General features: G+C 68.2%; 18 protein-coding genes. 14 read left to right on the forward strand and 4 right to left on the reverse strand.

Features of this window, described 5'->3' with window-relative positions; genetic code table 11:
* Positions 1-54 precede the first annotated feature (54 nt).
* The 8 genes from K244_RS22460 to K244_RS0100900 all read left to right on the forward strand — a co-directional run bounded on the left by K244_RS22460 (position 55) and on the right by K244_RS0100900 (position 7266).
* Positions 55-453: a DUF2934 domain-containing protein gene (locus tag K244_RS22460; RefSeq protein WP_024816236.1), complete on the forward strand. Its 399-nt coding sequence runs from the start codon at positions 55-57 to the stop codon at positions 451-453.
* A gap of 132 nt (positions 454-585) precedes the next feature.
* Positions 586-2664, forward strand: a complete 2079-nt coding sequence (gene glgX, locus K244_RS0100860; protein WP_020184346.1) for a glycogen debranching protein GlgX — start codon at positions 586-588, stop codon at positions 2662-2664.
* Between the two features lie 767 nt (positions 2665-3431).
* A complete protein-coding gene (gene purC / locus K244_RS0100875) occupies positions 3432-4238 on the forward strand; it encodes a phosphoribosylaminoimidazolesuccinocarboxamide synthase (RefSeq protein WP_020184348.1) in 807 nt (268 codons plus the stop codon).
* A gap of 88 nt (positions 4239-4326) precedes the next feature.
* The gene (locus K244_RS0100880; RefSeq protein WP_020184349.1) at positions 4327-4911 is read left to right on the forward strand and encodes a hypothetical protein; all 585 of its coding nucleotides are present in this window, start codon (positions 4327-4329) and stop codon (positions 4909-4911) included.
* A gap of 27 nt (positions 4912-4938) precedes the next feature.
* Positions 4939-5181, forward strand: a complete 243-nt coding sequence (gene purS / locus K244_RS0100885; protein ID WP_020184350.1) for a phosphoribosylformylglycinamidine synthase subunit PurS — start codon at positions 4939-4941, stop codon at positions 5179-5181.
* 26 nt (positions 5182-5207) lie between these two features.
* Positions 5208-5756 carry a hypothetical protein gene (locus K244_RS0100890; RefSeq protein ID WP_020184351.1) on the forward strand — a complete coding sequence of 183 codons (549 nt, stop codon included), beginning with the start codon at positions 5208-5210 and terminating at the stop codon, positions 5754-5756.
* 20 nt (positions 5757-5776) lie between these two features.
* Positions 5777-6466, forward strand: a complete 690-nt coding sequence (purQ, locus tag K244_RS0100895) for a phosphoribosylformylglycinamidine synthase subunit PurQ (protein ID WP_020184352.1) — start codon at positions 5777-5779, stop codon at positions 6464-6466.
* Positions 6466-7266 carry a DUF72 domain-containing protein gene (locus K244_RS0100900; RefSeq protein ID WP_020184353.1) on the forward strand — a complete coding sequence of 267 codons (801 nt, stop codon included), beginning with the start codon at positions 6466-6468 and terminating at the stop codon, positions 7264-7266. Before purQ ends, K244_RS0100900 begins: the two co-directional genes overlap by 1 nt.
* Here K244_RS0100900 and K244_RS0100905 read toward each other — a convergent pair.
* A complete protein-coding gene (locus tag K244_RS0100905) occupies positions 7256-8350 on the reverse strand; it encodes an AbrB family transcriptional regulator (protein ID WP_051460052.1) in 1095 nt (364 codons plus the stop codon). The two genes, K244_RS0100900 and K244_RS0100905, sit on opposite strands and share 11 nt — an antisense overlap.
* An 84-nt stretch (positions 8351-8434) precedes the next feature.
* Entirely contained in the window at positions 8435-9022 is a 588-nt protein-coding gene (locus K244_RS0100910; RefSeq protein WP_020184355.1) for a Uma2 family endonuclease, read from the reverse strand.
* 104 nt (positions 9023-9126) lie between these two features.
* On the opposite strand from K244_RS0100910, the gene purL reads away from it, so the two are divergent.
* The 5 genes from purL to K244_RS0100935 all read left to right on the forward strand — a co-directional run bounded on the left by purL (position 9127) and on the right by K244_RS0100935 (position 13311).
* Positions 9127-11358 (forward strand): phosphoribosylformylglycinamidine synthase subunit PurL, encoded by a 2232-nt coding sequence (gene purL / locus K244_RS0100915; protein WP_020184356.1) that lies wholly within the window; start codon positions 9127-9129, stop codon positions 11356-11358.
* A 15-nt stretch (positions 11359-11373) separates the two neighbouring features.
* Entirely contained in the window at positions 11374-11613 is a 240-nt protein-coding gene (locus tag K244_RS0100920) for a BolA family transcriptional regulator (protein ID WP_020184357.1), read from the forward strand.
* 33 nt (positions 11614-11646) lie between these two features.
* The gene (gene grxD, locus K244_RS0100925) at positions 11647-11979 is read left to right on the forward strand and encodes a Grx4 family monothiol glutaredoxin (protein ID WP_020184358.1); all 333 of its coding nucleotides are present in this window, start codon (positions 11647-11649) and stop codon (positions 11977-11979) included.
* Positions 11980-12161: 182 nt separating this feature from the next.
* Entirely contained in the window at positions 12162-13052 is an 891-nt protein-coding gene (locus K244_RS0100930; RefSeq protein ID WP_020184359.1) for a metallophosphoesterase, read from the forward strand.
* A gap of 4 nt (positions 13053-13056) precedes the next feature.
* A complete protein-coding gene (locus K244_RS0100935) occupies positions 13057-13311 on the forward strand; it encodes a hypothetical protein (RefSeq protein ID WP_020184360.1) in 255 nt (84 codons plus the stop codon).
* 20 nt (positions 13312-13331) lie between these two features.
* Here the strand turns inward: K244_RS0100935 and K244_RS23315 are convergent, their stop codons facing one another.
* Positions 13332-13589: a hypothetical protein gene (locus tag K244_RS23315; protein WP_155931482.1), complete on the reverse strand. Its 258-nt coding sequence runs from the start codon at positions 13587-13589 to the stop codon at positions 13332-13334.
* 82 nt (positions 13590-13671) lie between these two features.
* Positions 13672-14289, reverse strand: a complete 618-nt coding sequence (gene rpsD, locus K244_RS0100940) for a 30S ribosomal protein S4 (RefSeq protein ID WP_020184361.1) — start codon at positions 14287-14289, stop codon at positions 13672-13674.
* Positions 14290-14562: 273 nt separating this feature from the next.
* Between rpsD and K244_RS23820 the strand changes: the two genes are divergently transcribed.
* On the forward strand, positions 14563-16020 hold the full coding sequence (locus K244_RS23820; protein ID WP_020184362.1) for a peptidoglycan-binding protein: 1458 nt from the start codon (positions 14563-14565) through the stop codon (positions 16018-16020).
* Positions 16021-16030 lie beyond the last annotated feature (10 nt).

Consider the following 16030-nt stretch of genomic DNA (forward strand, 5'->3'; position numbering starts at 1 on the left):
TCGGTCAGCGGTTCAGTCCGACAACCCCTTGCCTGACGTGAAAGGAGCCGAGAGATGAGCGATCGAGAGCGGCGGGTGCGCGATCTCGCCTACCAGATCTGGGAAGAGGACGGCCGCCCGGAAGGCGCGGGAGCGCGCCACTGGAGCGAGGCCGAAAGACGCTATGCCGCAGAGCAGGGCTCGCCGCCGTCGCCCGATGACGCAGCGGGCGCGGACGCCAAGGCGAAAGGGAGTAAAGCTCCCAAAGCGAAGGCTGTAGCGGCGGCCGCCGGCACGCCTCCGAAGACAGGAAACAAGTCCGCCAAGAACACCGCCCCGGCGGCCGAACCGAAAGAGGCCAAAGCGGGCGGCGGCAAATCTTCCAACGGCAAGCGCGCCGCCGACGCGGCGAAGGTTGCAAAGGTTACTGAAGGGTCCGCCGGGGGCAAGTCGTCGAAAAAATCGAAGGGCTGAGAGCCTCGCGCTCCGCAGCCTTCGTGCAAGTTAGCGCGCGATTGCTCGGAACGACGCGCGGATGCGTTCGTTGTGATGCGGTGACGGGATCGCGGGCCGCTTCGGCCCGCTTGAGGCGAGGCGACATCTTCCATGGGCGATATTAAGACCGACCGTCGGGCCGAGGCCGGACGGCCGCAACCGCTCGGCGCGACCTTCGACGGCCAGGGAACGAACTTTGCGATCTTCTCGGCCTACGCCGAGCGCGTGGAACTGTGCCTTTTCGACGAGAACCAGAACGAAATCGAGCGCGTCACCCTCCCCGAGTACACGGACGAGATCTGGCACGGCTATCTCCCGGGGATCGCGCCCGGGCAGATCTACGGCTACCGCGTCCACGGACCCTTCAAGCCCGAGGAAGGCCACCGCTTCAACCCGAACAAGCTGGTGCTCGACCCCTACGCCAAGAGCCTCGTCGGCTCGATCGCGTGGAACGATGCGCACTTCGCCTATGACATGAACGCCGAGGACAAGGACCTGTCCTTCGACGAGCGCGACAGCGCGCCGTTCATGCCGAAGTGCGAAGTCGCCGACACCGCCTTCGACTGGACCGGCGACGTCAGGCCGAACGTGCCGTGGGACAAGACCGTGTTCTACGAGACTCACGTCCGCGGCTACACGATGTTGCATCCGGACGTGGCGGAGGAGATCCGCGGCACCTTCGACGGGCTGAGCCAGAAAGAGGTCATCGCCCACATTAAGTCGCTGGGCGTCACGTCGGTCGAACTGCTGCCGGTCCACGCCTTCCTCGACGACCAGCACCTCGAGTCGAAGGGTCTGAAAAACTTCTGGGGCTACAACACCATCGGGTTCTTCGCGCCGATGGGCCGCTACGCCGGCGGCGAGAACAAGTCCGGCCGGGCGCGGCTCGCGAGCTTCAAGAACATGGTGCGGGCGTTCCACAACGCCGGCCTCGAGGTGATCCTCGACGTGGTCTACAACCACACCGCGGAAGGCAACGAGCTCGGGCCGACGCTGTCGTTCAAGGGCATCGACAACCTCAGCTACTACCGGACGATGCCGGACAGTCATCGCTACTACATCAACGACACCGGCACCGGTAACACCGTCAATCTCAGCCATCCGCGCGTGCTGCAGATGGTGATGGACAGTCTGCGGTACTGGGTGGAGGAGATGCATGTCGACGGTTTCCGATTCGACCTCGGCACCATCCTCGGCCGCGAGACCTACGGCTTCGACGCCCGCTCCGGCTTCTTCGACGCGATCGGGCAGGACCCTGTTCTTCGGCAAGTGAAGCTGGTCGGCGAGCCCTGGGACATCGGACCGGGCGGCTATCAGGTTGGCGGCTTCCCTCCCGGCTGGGCCGAATGGAACGACAAGTACCGCGACAACGTGCGGGACTACTGGAAGCAGGGCGCCGGCCATCTCGGCGACTTCGCCGCGCGCGTCACCGGCTCGGGCGACATTTACGACCGCCAGGGCCGCCGCCCGTGGGCCGGCGTGAACTTCGTCACCGCCCATGACGGCTTCACCCTGCACGACACGGTGACCTACAACGAGAAGCACAACGAGGCGAACGGCGAAGACGGCAAGGACGGCCACGGCGACAACCGCAGCTACAACTACGGCGTCGAGGGCGAAACTGACGACGAGGGCATCGTCGCCGTCCGCGAGCGCCAGAAGCGCAACTTCCTGGCGACGCTGCTGTTCAGCCACGGCACGCCGATGATCCTCGCGGGCGACGAGTTCGGCCGCACCCAGGGCGGCAACAACAACGGCTACTGCCAGGACAGCGAAATCTCGTGGGTCCACTGGGACCTCAACGAGAACAACCAGAAGCTCCTGGCTTTCACCAGGCGGCTGGTGAAGCTGCGCGCAGAGCATGCGATCCTGCGGCGCGCGAGCTTCCGCGACGGAATGGGCGTCACTTGGCTCAACCCCGGCGGCGGCGAGCAGACCGAGGAGCAGTGGGGCGACGCCGGGGCCGACTGCATCGGCCTGCAGCTCACGACCGACGAAGAGCAGGCGATCCTGATCTTCAACAGCCATGACGGCGTTGTCCCATTCGCGCTGCCGGCGGCCGAAAGCGGCGCGCCGTGGCGGGTCGTGATCGACACCGAGACGCCGGACGAGGTCGAGGAGCGGGCTCTGGAGAGCGATGGCGAACCGCTGGAGATCGCCGCCCGCTCGCTTGTCCTTCTGATGCGTTGACCGTCGACGCGGGCCCCGATGCCGATTGTCGGAGCCCGCGTCATCAAAGTTTGAAGGACCGACATGAGCGCGTCCGCATAGCCGGCCGTTGCGTCACCGAACGCCCTGCAAAAGACGGCTCTGGTCACTGCGCGCCGGTCACGAGCTTCGCGAAACAGGCGGCGAGGGCCGGCGGGATGCCGGTCGCGTTCTGTTCCACCTCCATCTTGATGTCGGCGTACTCGTCGGGCGGCCGAGGCCGGGCGACAGGTAGATGCGGCTCGTCTTCGCGGGATCGCCGTGGAAGAACAGGTACAGCGGGTCCGCCGTCTTCGGCCGCACGTGGTAGATATGCCACGGTCCGCGGTCAGCGTCCTGTCGATCGGCAACGCCCCGCCGCTGATCTGACGGCCGACGGCGACCATCACGCGGGCGGCTGCGGGCCGTCCTGGAGCGTGACGCCCGGACAGATGTCCGCCGCCTGGGCGGAGCCTGAGGCGGCGAGAAGGATGGCGAGGGCTCTAGCTGTGCGCGTCATTGCGGAACGTCCTTGGGATCATGCGGGCGGCGCGGCGTCCGCGCTGTGACGCGCTGACGCCTTACGGTTTCCGAAGTCGCATGGCTGGAATGTGGCGGCGGCCTTCGCGGTCGCCCTCGTTGTGCTGGACGGCCTGATCGGCTACGGTCCGGCCGCGCGCATGGCGTCTCCGTTCCACCGGAGGCGACCGATTCTTGCGCGCCGCCGGACCGACGACCATCCGGTCAGACACGACAAACCGGCAGGTGTTATGGATTTCCTCAAGCCACGGTATACGCCGATGAACCGCCGTCGCCGCATCTATGAAGGCAAGGCGAAAGTCCTCTATGAAGGACCTGAGCCCGGCACGCTGATCCAGCATTTCAAGGACGACGCCACCGCCTTCAACGCCAAGAAGCACGAGGTGATTGACGGCAAGGGCGTCCTGAACAACCGGATCTCGGAGTTCGTCTTCCAGCACCTCAACGACATCGGGGTGCCGACGCATTTCATCCGTCGGCTGAACATGCGCGAGCAGCTGATCCGCGAAGTCGAGATCATCCCGCTCGAGGTCGTGGTGCGCAACGTCGCCGCAGGCTCGCTCGCGACCAAGCTCGGCATCGAGGAGGGCACCCAGCTGCCCCGTTCGATCATCGAGTTCTATTACAAGAACGACGCCCTGAACGACCCGATGGTCTCCGAGGAGCATGTCACGGCCTTTGGCTGGGCGAGCCCGCAGGAGATCGACGACATCATGGCGCTGGCGATCCGCGTCAACGACTTCCTGTCCGGCCTGTTCCTCGGCGTCGGCATCCGCCTCGTCGACTTCAAGATGGAGACCGGCCGGCTCTGGGAGAACGACACGGTCCGCATCGTCGTCGCCGACGAGATCTCCCCGGACTCGTGCCGCCTCTGGGACATCAAGTCGAACGACAAGCTCGACAAGGACCGCTTCCGCCGCGACATGGGCGGCCTTGTGGAGGCCTATTCCGAGGTCGCGCGCCGGCTCGGCATCCTGCCTGAGTCGGAGGTCCCGAACGGCCGCGGCCCGGTGCTGGTGACGTCGAAGGACGCATAGCGCGCCCCAGCCTCACGGTTCATAAGACTGCCGACGCCCCGCTCCCACCCGAGCGGGGCGTCGTCGTTTCGGAAGGGAGGATAATAATATGCCCATAAACATCAGGGCCTTGATCGTCGCCGCGGGTTGCCTCGCGGTCTTCCCGGCCGCCGCACAGACCGCGGCGCCGCCCGCCGCCGTTCCCGCCGCGACCACGGCGGACGACGCGCCCCAACTCGACATCGAGAAGACCCTCGGCGAGGTCGGCGCCGGCTGGACCAAGCAGAACGCGACCGGCGAGAGCGTGACCTACGTCTGCGACAAGGACAGCTGCGGCGGCCGCGGCGTGCTGGGGATCAGCGCGGCGAAGCCGAGCGGCGAGTATCTGAAAAAAGTCGTCGCCGATCCCCAGGGCGCGCTGACCGCCTTCAAATACGGCAACGAGGAATCGATGAAGGCGACGGGCTGCGCCTTCAAGAGCTACGACATCAAGAAAATCAACGACGCCCGCGTGCAGATCGACAGCGCCGGCGGCTGCCCGGACGGGTCTTCGGCGGTGATGTCCACCATCTTCGACGCCAAGTCCGAGCGGCTGATGGCGGTTCAGGTGTTGACGAAGGGCGAGAGCGCGGCTCTTAAGCTGCGGGACGACAGCGCCGCGAAGATCAACAAGGCGCTCGACGCCACCCTGTAGCCACCGTCGCTCGAGAGGATTCCGATCATGAAGGCGCGCGTCACCGTCACCCTCAAGACCGGCGTCCTCGATCCGCAGGGCAAGGCGATCGAGGGAGCGCTCGGCTCCCTCGGCGTGCCCGGAGTCGAAAGCGTCCGCCAGGGCAAGCTGTTCGACGTCGAGCTCGCCACCGAAGACCGCGCCGAGGCGGAAGCGACCCTCAAGGCCATGTGCGAGAAGCTGCTCGCGAACACCGTCATCGAGAGCTATCGCTACGACATCGCGGGGTGATCCCGACTATGACGACCCGTCTTCCCATGGCTGCGCTCAGCGCCGCCGCCTTGGTGATCGCGGCCGGGGCCGCTTTCGCGCAAGGGGTGCCGAAGCCCGCGGCCATTCCGGACATCCGAGGCCCGAACGGCGTGTTTTCGCTTCTGCCGGACGGCGCCAACTGGACCAAGTTCCAGACCGTGCGGCAGATCGGCGTGCGCTGCACCGACAAGGCCTGCGGCGGCGAGCGCGTGTTCTGCACCATCCAGACCCGCGCGGACGAACAGGCGCGCCCCGGCGTCGCTCTGGCCGACGAGACCGCGACGAAGTTCGGCGAGGGCGTCATCGCCAGCGCCCCCAAGGACTTCGCAGCCTCCTACGTCGCGCCCTTCGCGCCGAAGCGCTTCGGGCCGAACGCCGGCCACTGGGCGGAGTTGAAGGCGGAAGGGGAGCCCGGCAAGCTGCGCTTCGGGCTGTTCCTCGTCGCCGCGAAAGGCTACGACGTGGCCTTCAACTGCGTGACGCCGTCCGACAGCTGGGCGACCCACCAGCCCAAGATCGAGGCCCTGCTCGCCTCGCTGAAGATCGAGCAGTAACGCTTCGAGGACCGAGAGCCATGAACGCCGCCGTCATCGTCTTTCCCGGGTCCAATCGCGAGCGCGACGTCGCGGCGGCGTTGCGGGCCGGGACGGGCTCGGCGCCCGCCATGGTCTGGCACGCCGACACCGAACTGCCCGCCGGCACGGACCTCGTCGTGCTGCCCGGCGGCTTCTCCTACGGCGACTATCTGCGCTGCGGCGCGATCGCCGCGCGGGCGCCGATCATGGACGCGGTGCGCGCCCACGCCGCACGCGGCGGGCTGGTGCTCGGCATCTGCAACGGCTTCCAGATCCTGGTCGAGAGCGGCCTGCTGCCGGGCATCCTCACCCGCAACAAAAACCTGCGCTTCATCTGCAAGACGCAGCATCTCAAGGTCGAGCGCGTCGACACCCGCTTCACCACCGGCTACCAGCCCGGCCAGGTGATCGAGGTCGCCTGCGCCCATGGCGAGGGCAACTACTTCGCCGACCCCGAGACGATCGAGCGGCTCGAAGGCGAGGGCCGCGTGGCGTTCCGCTACTGCGACGCGAGCGGGACCGTCGGCGGGCTCGCCAACGCCAACGGCTCGATCAACGACATCGCCGGGATCTACTCCGAAAACCTCAACGTGCTCGGCATGATGCCGCATCCCGAGAACCTGATCGACGCCGCGGTCGGCGGCACGGACGGCCTCGCGCTGTTCGCAGGGCTCGCGAAGGCCGCGTGATGGCGGCCGGGGCGATCCGGGTCGGGATCGGCGGCTGGACCTTCGAGCCGTGGCGCGGCACTTTCTATCCCGATGACCTGACGCAGAAGCGCGAGCTGGCCTACGCCGCCGAGCGTCTCACCGCGATCGAGATCAACGCGACGTTTTACGGCTCCCAGAAGCCGGAGAGCTTTCGCAAGTGGGCCTCGGAGACGCCGGACGACTTCCTGTTCTCGGTGAAGGGCCCGCGTTTCGCGACCAACCGTAAGGTGCTCAGCGAAGGCGGCGGGTCGGTGACGCGCTTCCTCGACAGCGGCGTGACGGAGCTTGGGGTCAAGCTCGGCCCGATCCTGTGGCAGCTCGCGGCGACCAAGCGGTTCGATCCGGACGATCTCGCGGGCTTCCTCAAGCTGCTGCCGGCGAAGCACAAGGGCGTGGCGCTGCGCCACGTCATCGAGGCGCGGCACGAGAGCTTCGCCGACCCGCGGTTCGTAGAGATGCTGCGGGACGCGAACGTCGCGCAGGTGATCCTCGACGACTCCGACCACCCGATGATCGCCGATCCGACCGCCGACTTCGTCTACCTGCGGCTGGAGCGTGCGCAAGAGGAGGTCGAGACCGGCTATGCCGAGGACGAGCTCGACGCCTGGGCGAAGCGGCTCGCGGCCTACGCCAGGGGCGAGACGCCGAAGGATCTGCCGGCGCTTGGACGCGCGCCGGCGCCGAAGACGCCGCGCGAGGTGTTCTCTTTCTTCATCTCGGGCGCGAAGGTGCGCAATCCGGCGGCCGCGCAGGCGATGATCGCGCGCCTCAAGGGCTAGGGGGCGTCTCGGCCGCTCGCCGGCGTTCGATCCGCCGGGCGATGAACCGGGCCACGCTCGGGCCGGTGAGCAGCACGATCACCAGCCGCGCGGTCTGCATGGTCATGACGAACTGAAGGTCGACGTCGCTCGACGCGGCGATGATCGCGACCGAGTCGGCGCCGCCGGGGCTGGTGGCGAGGAAGGCCGTCAGCGGGTCGAGGCCTGCGAAATGCACCAGCGCCGCGGCGAAGCCGCCGCAGAGCGCGATCAGCGTCAGCACCGAGACCGCGAGGATCGGCAGCGCCCGCGCCGCGTGCAGGATGATCGGCCGGGTGAAGCGCAGGCCGATGCTCCAGCCGACGAGAGCGTAGCTCGCGGCCAGCAGCCACGGCGGAAGCTCGATCTTTAGAAGCCCGAAATCGTGCAGCAGCACCCCGAGCGCGAGCGGCAGAAGCAGTTGCCCCGCCGGCAGGCGGGAGCGCCGGCCGGCCCAGGCGCCCGCCGCGGCCAGCGCGAGGGTGGCGACGAGGCTCGGCCAGTCCACCGGCGGAAACCAGTCGACGCTCGCCGCGCCGCGGTCCGGCGACACCCAGATCAGCGCGACGATGGAGGCCGAGACGGCGACGAGGACGACCCGCAGGTACTGCATGACGGCGACTAGCCGGACGTCCGCGCCGTAGGCCTCGGCTAGGAAGGTCATCGCGGAGGCTGCGCCGGGGGAGGAGCCCCAGATCGCGGTCGTGCCTGGCAGCACCTGACGCCGCGCGAGCAGATAGCCGAGCGCGTTGCTCGCGATGGTGGTCGAGACGATGCCGCCGATGAAGATCGGCCAGTCCTTGGCGATTTCGGTGAGGAAGCTCGCGGGGATGCTGCGGGCGATCATCAGCCCGACGAGCGCCTGCGCCAGATGGAACGGGCTGCGCGGCACGCTGAGCGCGCCGCCGAGCCCGGCGATGGCGATGCCGGCCACCATCGGGCCGAGCAGCAGCGCGGCCGGCAGCCCCAGGACTTCGAGCGCCACCACGATCGCGGCCGACAACGCAAGCGTCGCGGCCCATTGGACCGGCGGGCGCCAGGTGGAAATCGGGGGGAGGGACCGCATCACGCGGACGGTATACCGCATGCGCGCGCCGAGCGCCGCAGGCTTCGCGCAGGGGCGACATGCGCCGATGGACCATCCCGCGGGTCAGGCCGCGTCGAAGGCCACGTCCTCGTAGATTTCCGCGAGCGTCATGGACACGTCGAGCCCGTCGAACGCCACGCGGTCGGTGGGCGACGTGAGATCCTGTCGCAGGAAACCGTCGTCCGTCCGCGTGTAGGTCGCGACGTGCATCCGATCCTGCTCGATCAGCGCGATCGTCCGTAGACCGGGCAGCGTCATGTAGGCGTCGAGCTTCTCCCCGCGATCGCGTGCGCTGGTCGAGGGCGAGAGGACTTCGACGACCGCGGTCGCGTCGTCGAGCGTCCGCGCCGCGCCCGGCCGGGGCCCGCAATTGACGAAGACGTCGGGAAGCGTGGAGGCTCCGATCGCGGGGATGTCGAGCCGGACGTTCTCCGTCGAGGTGCGGCACGGTGAGCCGATGCGGCGCAGTTCGCCGCGAAGACGAGACGACACGTTCTGGACGATGTCGTTGTGCCGGACGGTCCCGCCCGCCATCGATCTGTAGATGACGCCGTTGAGAAGCTCCCAGCGCTCGTCTTCGGGAGCGTTCGCCTCGAGCTCTCGAAACTCGTCGACGGTCAGTCGTCGTGGCTTTAGAAGGGGCAAGCTCATGGCTGATCCGCGACCCGTTCGAACCGTGGCGCACTCTAGCATGCCGCGCCGCATTGGCGTAGCAAGGCCCGGCCTCCTCCGAAACGTCCGCGCCCGCGAGATCGATGACCGCACACGAGCCCGCCATCACGCCCGACCTTGTCGCCGCCCACGGCCTCAAGCCCGACGAGTACGAGCGCATCCTGTCCCTCATCGGCCGCGAGCCCAGCTTCACGGAGCTCGGGATCTTCTCGGCGATGTGGAACGAGCACTGCTCGTACAAGTCGTCGAAGCTCTGGCTGAAGACGCTGCCGATCTCCGGCCCCCACGTCATCCAGGGCCCCGGCGAGAACGCCGGCGTGGTCGACATCGGCGACGGCGACGCGGTCGTCTTCAAGATGGAGAGCCACAACCACCCGTCCTTCATCGAGCCCTACCAGGGGGCTGCGACCGGCGTCGGCGGCATCCTCCGGGACGTCTTCACCATGGGCGCGCGCCCCGTCGCGGCGCTGAACGCGCTGCGCTTCGGCGCGCCGGAGCATCCCCGCACGCGCCATCTCGTGTCGGGCGTCGTCGCCGGCGTCGGCGGCTACGGCAACTCCTTCGGCGTGCCGACGGTCGGCGGCCTCGTGGGCTTCCACACCCGCTACGACGGCAACATCCTGGTCAACGCCATGGCGGTCGGCCTCGCGAAGGCGGACGCGATCTTCTACGCCAAGGCGAGCGGCGTCGGCCTGCCCGTGGTCTATCTCGGCTCCAAGACCGGCCGCGACGGCATCCACGGCGCGACCATGGCCTCCGCCGAGTTCGACGCCGGGTCGGAGGAGAAGCGCCCGACCGTTCAGGTGGGCGACCCCTTCGCCGAGAAGCTGCTGCTGGAGGCCTGCCTCGAGCTGATGGCCTCCGGCTCCGTCGTCGCGATCCAGGACATGGGCGCCGCGGGCCTCACCTGCTCGGCGGTCGAGATGGGCGCGAAGGGCGACCTCGGCATAAGGCTCGATCTCGAGAACGTGCCGGTGCGCGAAGAGGGCATGACGGCCTACGAGATGATGCTCTCGGAGAGCCAGGAGCGCATGCTCATGGTGCTGCACCCCGAGAAGGAGGACGTGGCCCGCGCGATCTTCGTGAAGTGGGGGCTCGACTTCGCGGTGGTCGGCCACACCACCGACGACCTGCGCTTCAAGGTCTACCTCAACGGCGAGCTGAAGGCCGACCTGCCGATCAAGGAGCTCGGCGACGAGGCGCCGGAGTACGACCGCCCGTGGGTCGAAACGCCGAAGGCGCAGGCCGTTTCCGCCGCCAACGTCGACGCCAAGGTCGGGACCCGCGACGCGCTGCTGACGCTGATCGGCTCGGCCGAGCTCTCGTCCCGCCGCTGGGTGTGGGAGCAGTACGACCACATCATCCTCGGCGACACCGTGCAGAAGCCCGGCGGCGACTCGGCGGTGATCCGCGTCAACGGCGGCCCCAAGGGCCTCGCGATGACCGCCGACGTGACGCCGCGCTACTGCGAGGCCGACCCGTTCGAGGGCGGCAAGCAGGCGGTGGCGGAGGCCTGGCGCAACCTGACGTCCGTCGGCGCGCGCCCGCTCGCCGTCACCGACAATCTGAACTTCGGCAACCCCGAGAAGCCCGAGATCATGGGCCAGCTCGTGGGCTGCATTAAGGGCATCGGCGAAGCCTGCCGGGCGCTCGACTTCCCCGTCGTGTCCGGCAACGTCTCGCTCTACAACGAGACCCAAGGCCGCGCGATCCTGCCGACGCCGACCATCGGCGCGGTCGGCGTGCTGGACGACGTCTCCAAGAGCGCGACCATCGCCTTCAAGCGCGAGGGCGAGGCCATCCTGTTGATCGGCGACGGCATCGGCTGGCTCGGCCGCTCGTGCTGGCTCTGGCTCGTCGCGGGGTTCGAGAAGGGGGCGCCGCCTCCGGTCGACCTCGCGGCGGAGCTTCGCAACGGCGACTTCGTGCGCAGCTTGATCCTGAGCGGGGCCGCGACCGCCGTCCACGACGTGTCCGACGGCGGACTGCTGCTCAGCGTCGCCGAGATGGCGCTCGCGGGCCGCATCGGCGCGTCGCTCGACGACGCCCCGGCGAATGCGGCGCCCCACGCCTGGTTCTTCGGCGAGGATCAGGCCCGCTACGTGGTGACGGTCGACGAATCCAAGGCGGGTCTCGTCATTTCCGCGGCGAGCGAAGCCGGCGTCACGGCGACGCGGATCGGCCTGACGGGCGGCGACCGATTGATTCCGGGCCGCGAAGCCCCCATCCTTCTGAACGAACTGCGCGAGGCCCACGAAGGCTGGTTCCCGCGCTTCATGGCGGGCACGGCGGCGGACGCCGCGCCCGACGCCTGACGGAGACAGACGCCGATGCCGATGGACGCCCGCGAGATCGAAGAGCTGATCCGCGACGCCCTGCCAGACGCGACGGTGACCATCCGCGACCTCGCCGGCGACGGCGATCACTACGCGGCAGTCGTCGTTTCCGAATCCTTCCGCGGCAAGAGCCGCGTCCAGCAGCACCAGATCGTGTATCAGGCGCTGAAAGGGCAGATGGGCGGCGCGCTGCACGCGCTCGCGCTGCAGACCAGCGCCCCGCCGCAGGCCTGACCCGTTTTCACATTCGAAAAGGCGAAAGACATCATGAGCGCCAAGGATGACATCGCGAAGGCGATCGCCGACAACGACGTCGTGCTCTTCCTCAAGGGCACGCCGCAGTTTCCGCAGTGCGGGTTCTCCGGCCAGGTCGTCCAGATCCTCGACTATCTGGGCGTGCCCTATCAGGGCGTGAACGTGCTGCAGAGCGACGAGATGCGCCAGGGCATCAAGGAGTTCTCCAGCTGGCCGACGATCCCCCAGCTCTACGTCAAGGGCGAGTTCATCGGCGGCTGCGACATCGTCCGCGAGATGTTCCAGGCGGGCGAGCTTCAGACCCACCTGAAGGACGCCGGCGTCGCGCTGAAGCAGCCGGCGTAAGGCGCTCGAGCCACCCTCGTCGTCATGCCCGGCGTGGCCGGGCATGACGTTTCACGGCGATCCCGAACGCCGTTTTAAGTCTCTTGAGCTTTTGATCGCGGCGCGCCTCGACGCCGCCGCGATCCGGCGGCAGATGTCGGCGGCGCCGCATCTCGCGTCGTCGCTCGAGCCTTGGGCCGCCTATGCCGCTGATCACTCGCCGCGCGCTGCTCGCCTCCGCCGGCGCCGGCTTCCTCGTCGCGGCCTCGGGCGGCGCCTACGCCGGGCTGGTCGAACCCGGCCTGATGCTCAACGTCACCGAGTACCGTCTGAAGCCGCCGGGCTGGCCCGAGGACCTGCCGCTTTCGATCGCGGTCATCGCCGACGTCCACGTCTGCGAGCCCTTCGTGCCGATGTCGCGGGTGAAGCGCATCGTCGAGACGGTCAACGCGCTGAAGCCCGACCTCATCGTGCATCTGGGCGACCACGAGGCGACCTACCGCTTCGTCGCCGCCCGCGTGCCCCCGAACGAGTGGGCTGCGGCCTACGCCGACCTGTCGGCCCCGCTCGGCCTCTACACCATCCTCGGCAACCACGACTGGTGGCACAACGCCGACACGATCCGCGGCGCGCTCGACGGCGCGCGCATCCGCATCATGGAGAACGAGGCCGAGCTGATCGAGCACCGCGGCCGGCGGTTCTGGCTCGGCGGCCTCGGCGACCAGCTCGCCCACCTGTTCGACCGCCGGCGCCGCATGGGCGAGGACGACCTGCCGGCGACGCTGTCGCAGATCCGCACCAAGGACCCGGTGGTGATGCTGGCGCACGAGCCGGACATCTTCGACGAGATGCCCGCGCGCGTGTCGCTCACGCTCGCCGGCCACACCCACGGCGGCCAGATCTACGTGCCGGGGATGCCGAACCCCTTCATCCCACGCGACTACCGCGGCCGCTTCCGCTACGGCCACGTGGTGGAGGAGGGGCGCCACATGATTATCTCCGGCGGCATCGGCATGAGCGGCCTGCCCGTGCGGTTTGGGGTTCCGCCGGAAATCGTGGTGGTGCGGCTGGGGAACGCGCCGGCGGTGGCGTGAGGACATGAGGAACATCGACCCCCATCCGCTCTATCGCCTTCTGCGGCGTCTTGAGGAGGGTAGTTTCCCCTTCAGACTCGATCGCCACCGCGACGACACCGTTCTTGTGTCCGTAACGCTGGTGGGTGGGCGGCTTGAGATCGACGTGTTCGAGGACGGACACTTAGAGTTCGCACGCTTCGTCGGTGATGAGAGTGTCGATTCGGACCCGGCCCGAATCGACGAAATTTTGTGGATAGGAATCGGCGAAAAGCGATAGGCGCGGCCGGCGGCATTCGCTCAGCGACCTGCTCTTTCTGCCTCCGCGCGAATGTCGGCAGGCGTGGACGGAGCGACGACATAACCGTCCTTTCGCGCCTGCCAGATGCAGGTGTCGATCCGCCGCCAAGCCTGACGCGTCGCCGCCCATCCCCATCCATGGGTTGCTCCGCAGGACGTCATCGCGCCGGTGGACGGCCTGATGAAGTCCACGCGCAGCAGCGCGCTGCACCCTGACAACAACAAAGTTGTCGCTGCTGCGATCACGAAGCGATGCATCGCGTTTGTCCTTCCAGCGCAACGCAAAAGGCCGCCCCGAAGGGCGGCCTTTCGCATTCCAAACGATCCCGGAGGGACCTGATCAGCGCGAGTAGAACTCGACGACCAGGTTCGGCTCCATGTGGACCGGGTAGGGCACCTCGGTCAGGGCCGGGATGCGGATGTACTTGGCGACCATCTTGTCGTGGTCGACCTCAAGGAAGTCCGGCACGTCGCGCTCGCCGGAGGCCGCGGCCTCGAGCACGATCGCGAGCTGCTTGGACGCCTGCTTGACCTCGATTACGTCGCCGACCTTCACGAGGTAGGACGGAATGTTGACGCGGCGGCCGTTCACAGTGACGTGGCCGTGGTTCACGAACTGGCGGGCGGCGAACACGGTCGGCACGAACTTCGCGCGATAGACCACCGCGTCGAGACGGCGCTCGAGCAGGCCGATCAGGTTCGCGGAGGTGTCGCCCTTGAGGCGGGTCGCTTCCGCGTAGACGCGGCGGAACTGCTTCTCGGAGATCGAGCCGTAGTAGCCCTTGAGCTTCTGCTTGGCGCGCAGCTGCACGCCGAAGTCGGAGAGCTTGCCCTTGCGGCGCTGGCCATGCTGGCCCGGGCCGTACTCGCGGCGGTTCACCGGGGATTTCGGACGACCCCAGATGTTCTCGCCCATGCGGCGATCGATTTTGTACTTCGAGGCGTGTCGCTTCGACATCGCGTCCTCCTTCGAGAGGTTGAGGAACGCGCCCTCCTGCTGCTGTCCTTATGGAAAGCCGACAGGCCCGGTCGTCGCGAAACGCCGGACCACGGGTGCGCATAAACGTAAGCGCGGAGCTTTCGGCCCCGCGCGACGTGGCGGTTCTCTAGAGGGGGCGGCCGGGCATGTCAATTCCCACAGGGCGGAAGGCGCCAACCCACGCGCGCAGCAATGCGCTTTACGAACGTATAAGTTGTGTCAATCTCATTCCTCTACCAGAGGGGGATTGCGATGGCGGGCGCGGTTACGAAGGAGCTTCGGGCTCAGTACGATCTTCTGTTCTCTCAGGCGGCCATCCGGCCGGAGTGGCTGGCGGCCATCAAGGCGGTCGCGCGACGGGCCCTCAGCCCGGCGCATCGCACCGCCTACATGACGGTCGAACAGGCGACGGGCGTGCCGTGGTTCGTCGTCGCCGCGATTCACAACCTGGAGTCGTCACAGTCAATGACACGCCATCTCCACAACGGAGATCCGCTGACGGCTCGCACGGTCCATGTGCCGGAGGGGCGGCCCACGGCCGGCTCGCCGCCGTTCGACTGGTTCGCAAGCGCGATCGACGCGCTGACCGGCGAGGGTCTCGCGGCCTGGACGGACTGGAGCGTGGCGGGGATCGGCTGCGTCCTCGAGGGGTACAACGGCCTCGGCTACCGTCGCCATCACCCGCAGGTGAAGACCCCGTATCTCTGGAGCGGGACGACGATCTACACCCGCGGGAAGTACGCCGCGGACGGCGTCTTCGATCCCGATCTCGTCAGCGCGCAGGTCGGCGCCTTCGCGCTGCTGATCCACCTCGCCGAGGTCGGCGAGATCGCGCTGCCGGGCTTCGGCGCGCCCAAGCCGGACGAGGCGGTCAAGCCCACACCCGCCCTGGCCGAGGACGACGCCGCCCCGTTGGGCCAGACGGCCCCGCCGCCCTATCCCGGCCGCTACCTCGCGCCGGAGTCCAACGGCCCCGAGGTCGAACTCGTGCAGCGCAGGCTCGCCGCTCTGGGGTGCGACCCGAAGGGCTTCGACCAGGATTTAGGCCCGGCCACGGAAAGCGCGGTGAAGATGTTTCAGGCGCGGTCCGTGGGCCGGGGCGGCGAGCCTCTGGAGATCGACGGCGTCGTCGGCCCCGAAACCTGGGCGGCGTTGTTCGGAGGCCCCGCCGCGCCCGCGTCGAGCGCGTTCGTCCCGGCCGCGACCTCCGCGCTCGGGCGCAGGGCGATCGAGATCGCGGAAGGCGAGATCGGCGTCCGCGAGGCGCCGCTGGGTTCGAACCGCGGGCCGAAGGTCGACCTCTACATGACCGCCACGAGTCCCGGCAGCCTCGGGCTGCCGTGGTGCATGGCCTTCGTCTACTGGTGCTTCAAGGAGGCGGCGTCCGACCTCGGCCGCGGCGCGCCCGTGCCGAAGACGGCCGGCGTGCTGCGCGGCTGGGATCTCGCGCAGTCGGTTCCTGGGGCCACCGTCGTGACTGCCGCGGCGGCGCGGAGGAACCCGTCGCTGGTCGCCCCCGGCATGATCTTCTACATGGATTTCGGCGGAGGCGCGGGCCACACCGGCATCGTCGTCGACAACGCCAACGGCCGGCTGACGACGATCGAGGGCAACTCCAACGCGGAAGGCGGGCGCGAGGGAATCGGCGTGTTCCTGCGCCGGAGCCGCAAGGTCGAGCAGGTTCAGAAGGGCTTCGTCGGGTTCGCGTGACACGGGAGGC

Origin of the sequence: Methylopila sp. 73B (assembly GCF_000526315.1) — a bacterium.
In the GTDB taxonomy this organism is placed as follows: domain Bacteria; phylum Pseudomonadota; class Alphaproteobacteria; order Rhizobiales; family Methylopilaceae; genus Methylopila.

What these genes read in the sequence shown, in the direction of transcription:
- purS (WP_020184350.1), top strand. Translation starts at nt 4,939, where the DNA reads ATGAAGGCGCGCGTCACCGTCACCCTCAAGACCGGCGTCCTCGATCCG.
- purQ (WP_020184352.1), top strand. Translation starts at nt 5,777, where the DNA reads ATGAACGCCGCCGTCATCGTCTTTCCCGGGTCCAATCGCGAGCGCGAC.
- K244_RS23315 (WP_155931482.1), bottom strand. Translation starts at nt 13,589, where the DNA reads ATGCATCGCTTCGTGATCGCAGCAGCGACAACTTTGTTGTTGTCAGGG.
- K244_RS22460 (WP_024816236.1), top strand. Translation starts at nt 55, where the DNA reads ATGAGCGATCGAGAGCGGCGGGTGCGCGATCTCGCCTACCAGATCTGG.
- grxD (WP_020184358.1), top strand. Translation starts at nt 11,647, where the DNA reads ATGAGCGCCAAGGATGACATCGCGAAGGCGATCGCCGACAACGACGTC.
- K244_RS0100935 (WP_020184360.1), top strand. Translation starts at nt 13,057, where the DNA reads ATGAGGAACATCGACCCCCATCCGCTCTATCGCCTTCTGCGGCGTCTT.
- glgX (WP_020184346.1), top strand. Translation starts at nt 586, where the DNA reads ATGGGCGATATTAAGACCGACCGTCGGGCCGAGGCCGGACGGCCGCAA.
- K244_RS0100880 (WP_020184349.1), top strand. Translation starts at nt 4,327, where the DNA reads ATGCCCATAAACATCAGGGCCTTGATCGTCGCCGCGGGTTGCCTCGCG.
- purL (WP_020184356.1), top strand. Translation starts at nt 9,127, where the DNA reads ATGACCGCACACGAGCCCGCCATCACGCCCGACCTTGTCGCCGCCCAC.
- K244_RS0100920 (WP_020184357.1), top strand. Translation starts at nt 11,374, where the DNA reads ATGCCGATGGACGCCCGCGAGATCGAAGAGCTGATCCGCGACGCCCTG.
- rpsD (WP_020184361.1), bottom strand. Translation starts at nt 14,289, where the DNA reads ATGTCGAAGCGACACGCCTCGAAGTACAAAATCGATCGCCGCATGGGC.
- purC (WP_020184348.1), top strand. Translation starts at nt 3,432, where the DNA reads ATGGATTTCCTCAAGCCACGGTATACGCCGATGAACCGCCGTCGCCGC.
- K244_RS0100905 (WP_051460052.1), bottom strand. Translation starts at nt 8,350, where the DNA reads ATGCGGTCCCTCCCCCCGATTTCCACCTGGCGCCCGCCGGTCCAATGG.
- K244_RS23820 (WP_020184362.1), top strand. Translation starts at nt 14,563, where the DNA reads ATGGCGGGCGCGGTTACGAAGGAGCTTCGGGCTCAGTACGATCTTCTG.
- K244_RS0100930 (WP_020184359.1), top strand. Translation starts at nt 12,162, where the DNA reads ATGCCGCTGATCACTCGCCGCGCGCTGCTCGCCTCCGCCGGCGCCGGC.
- K244_RS0100910 (WP_020184355.1), bottom strand. Translation starts at nt 9,022, where the DNA reads ATGAGCTTGCCCCTTCTAAAGCCACGACGACTGACCGTCGACGAGTTT.
- K244_RS0100900 (WP_020184353.1), top strand. Translation starts at nt 6,466, where the DNA reads ATGGCGGCCGGGGCGATCCGGGTCGGGATCGGCGGCTGGACCTTCGAG.
- K244_RS0100890 (WP_020184351.1), top strand. Translation starts at nt 5,208, where the DNA reads ATGGCTGCGCTCAGCGCCGCCGCCTTGGTGATCGCGGCCGGGGCCGCT.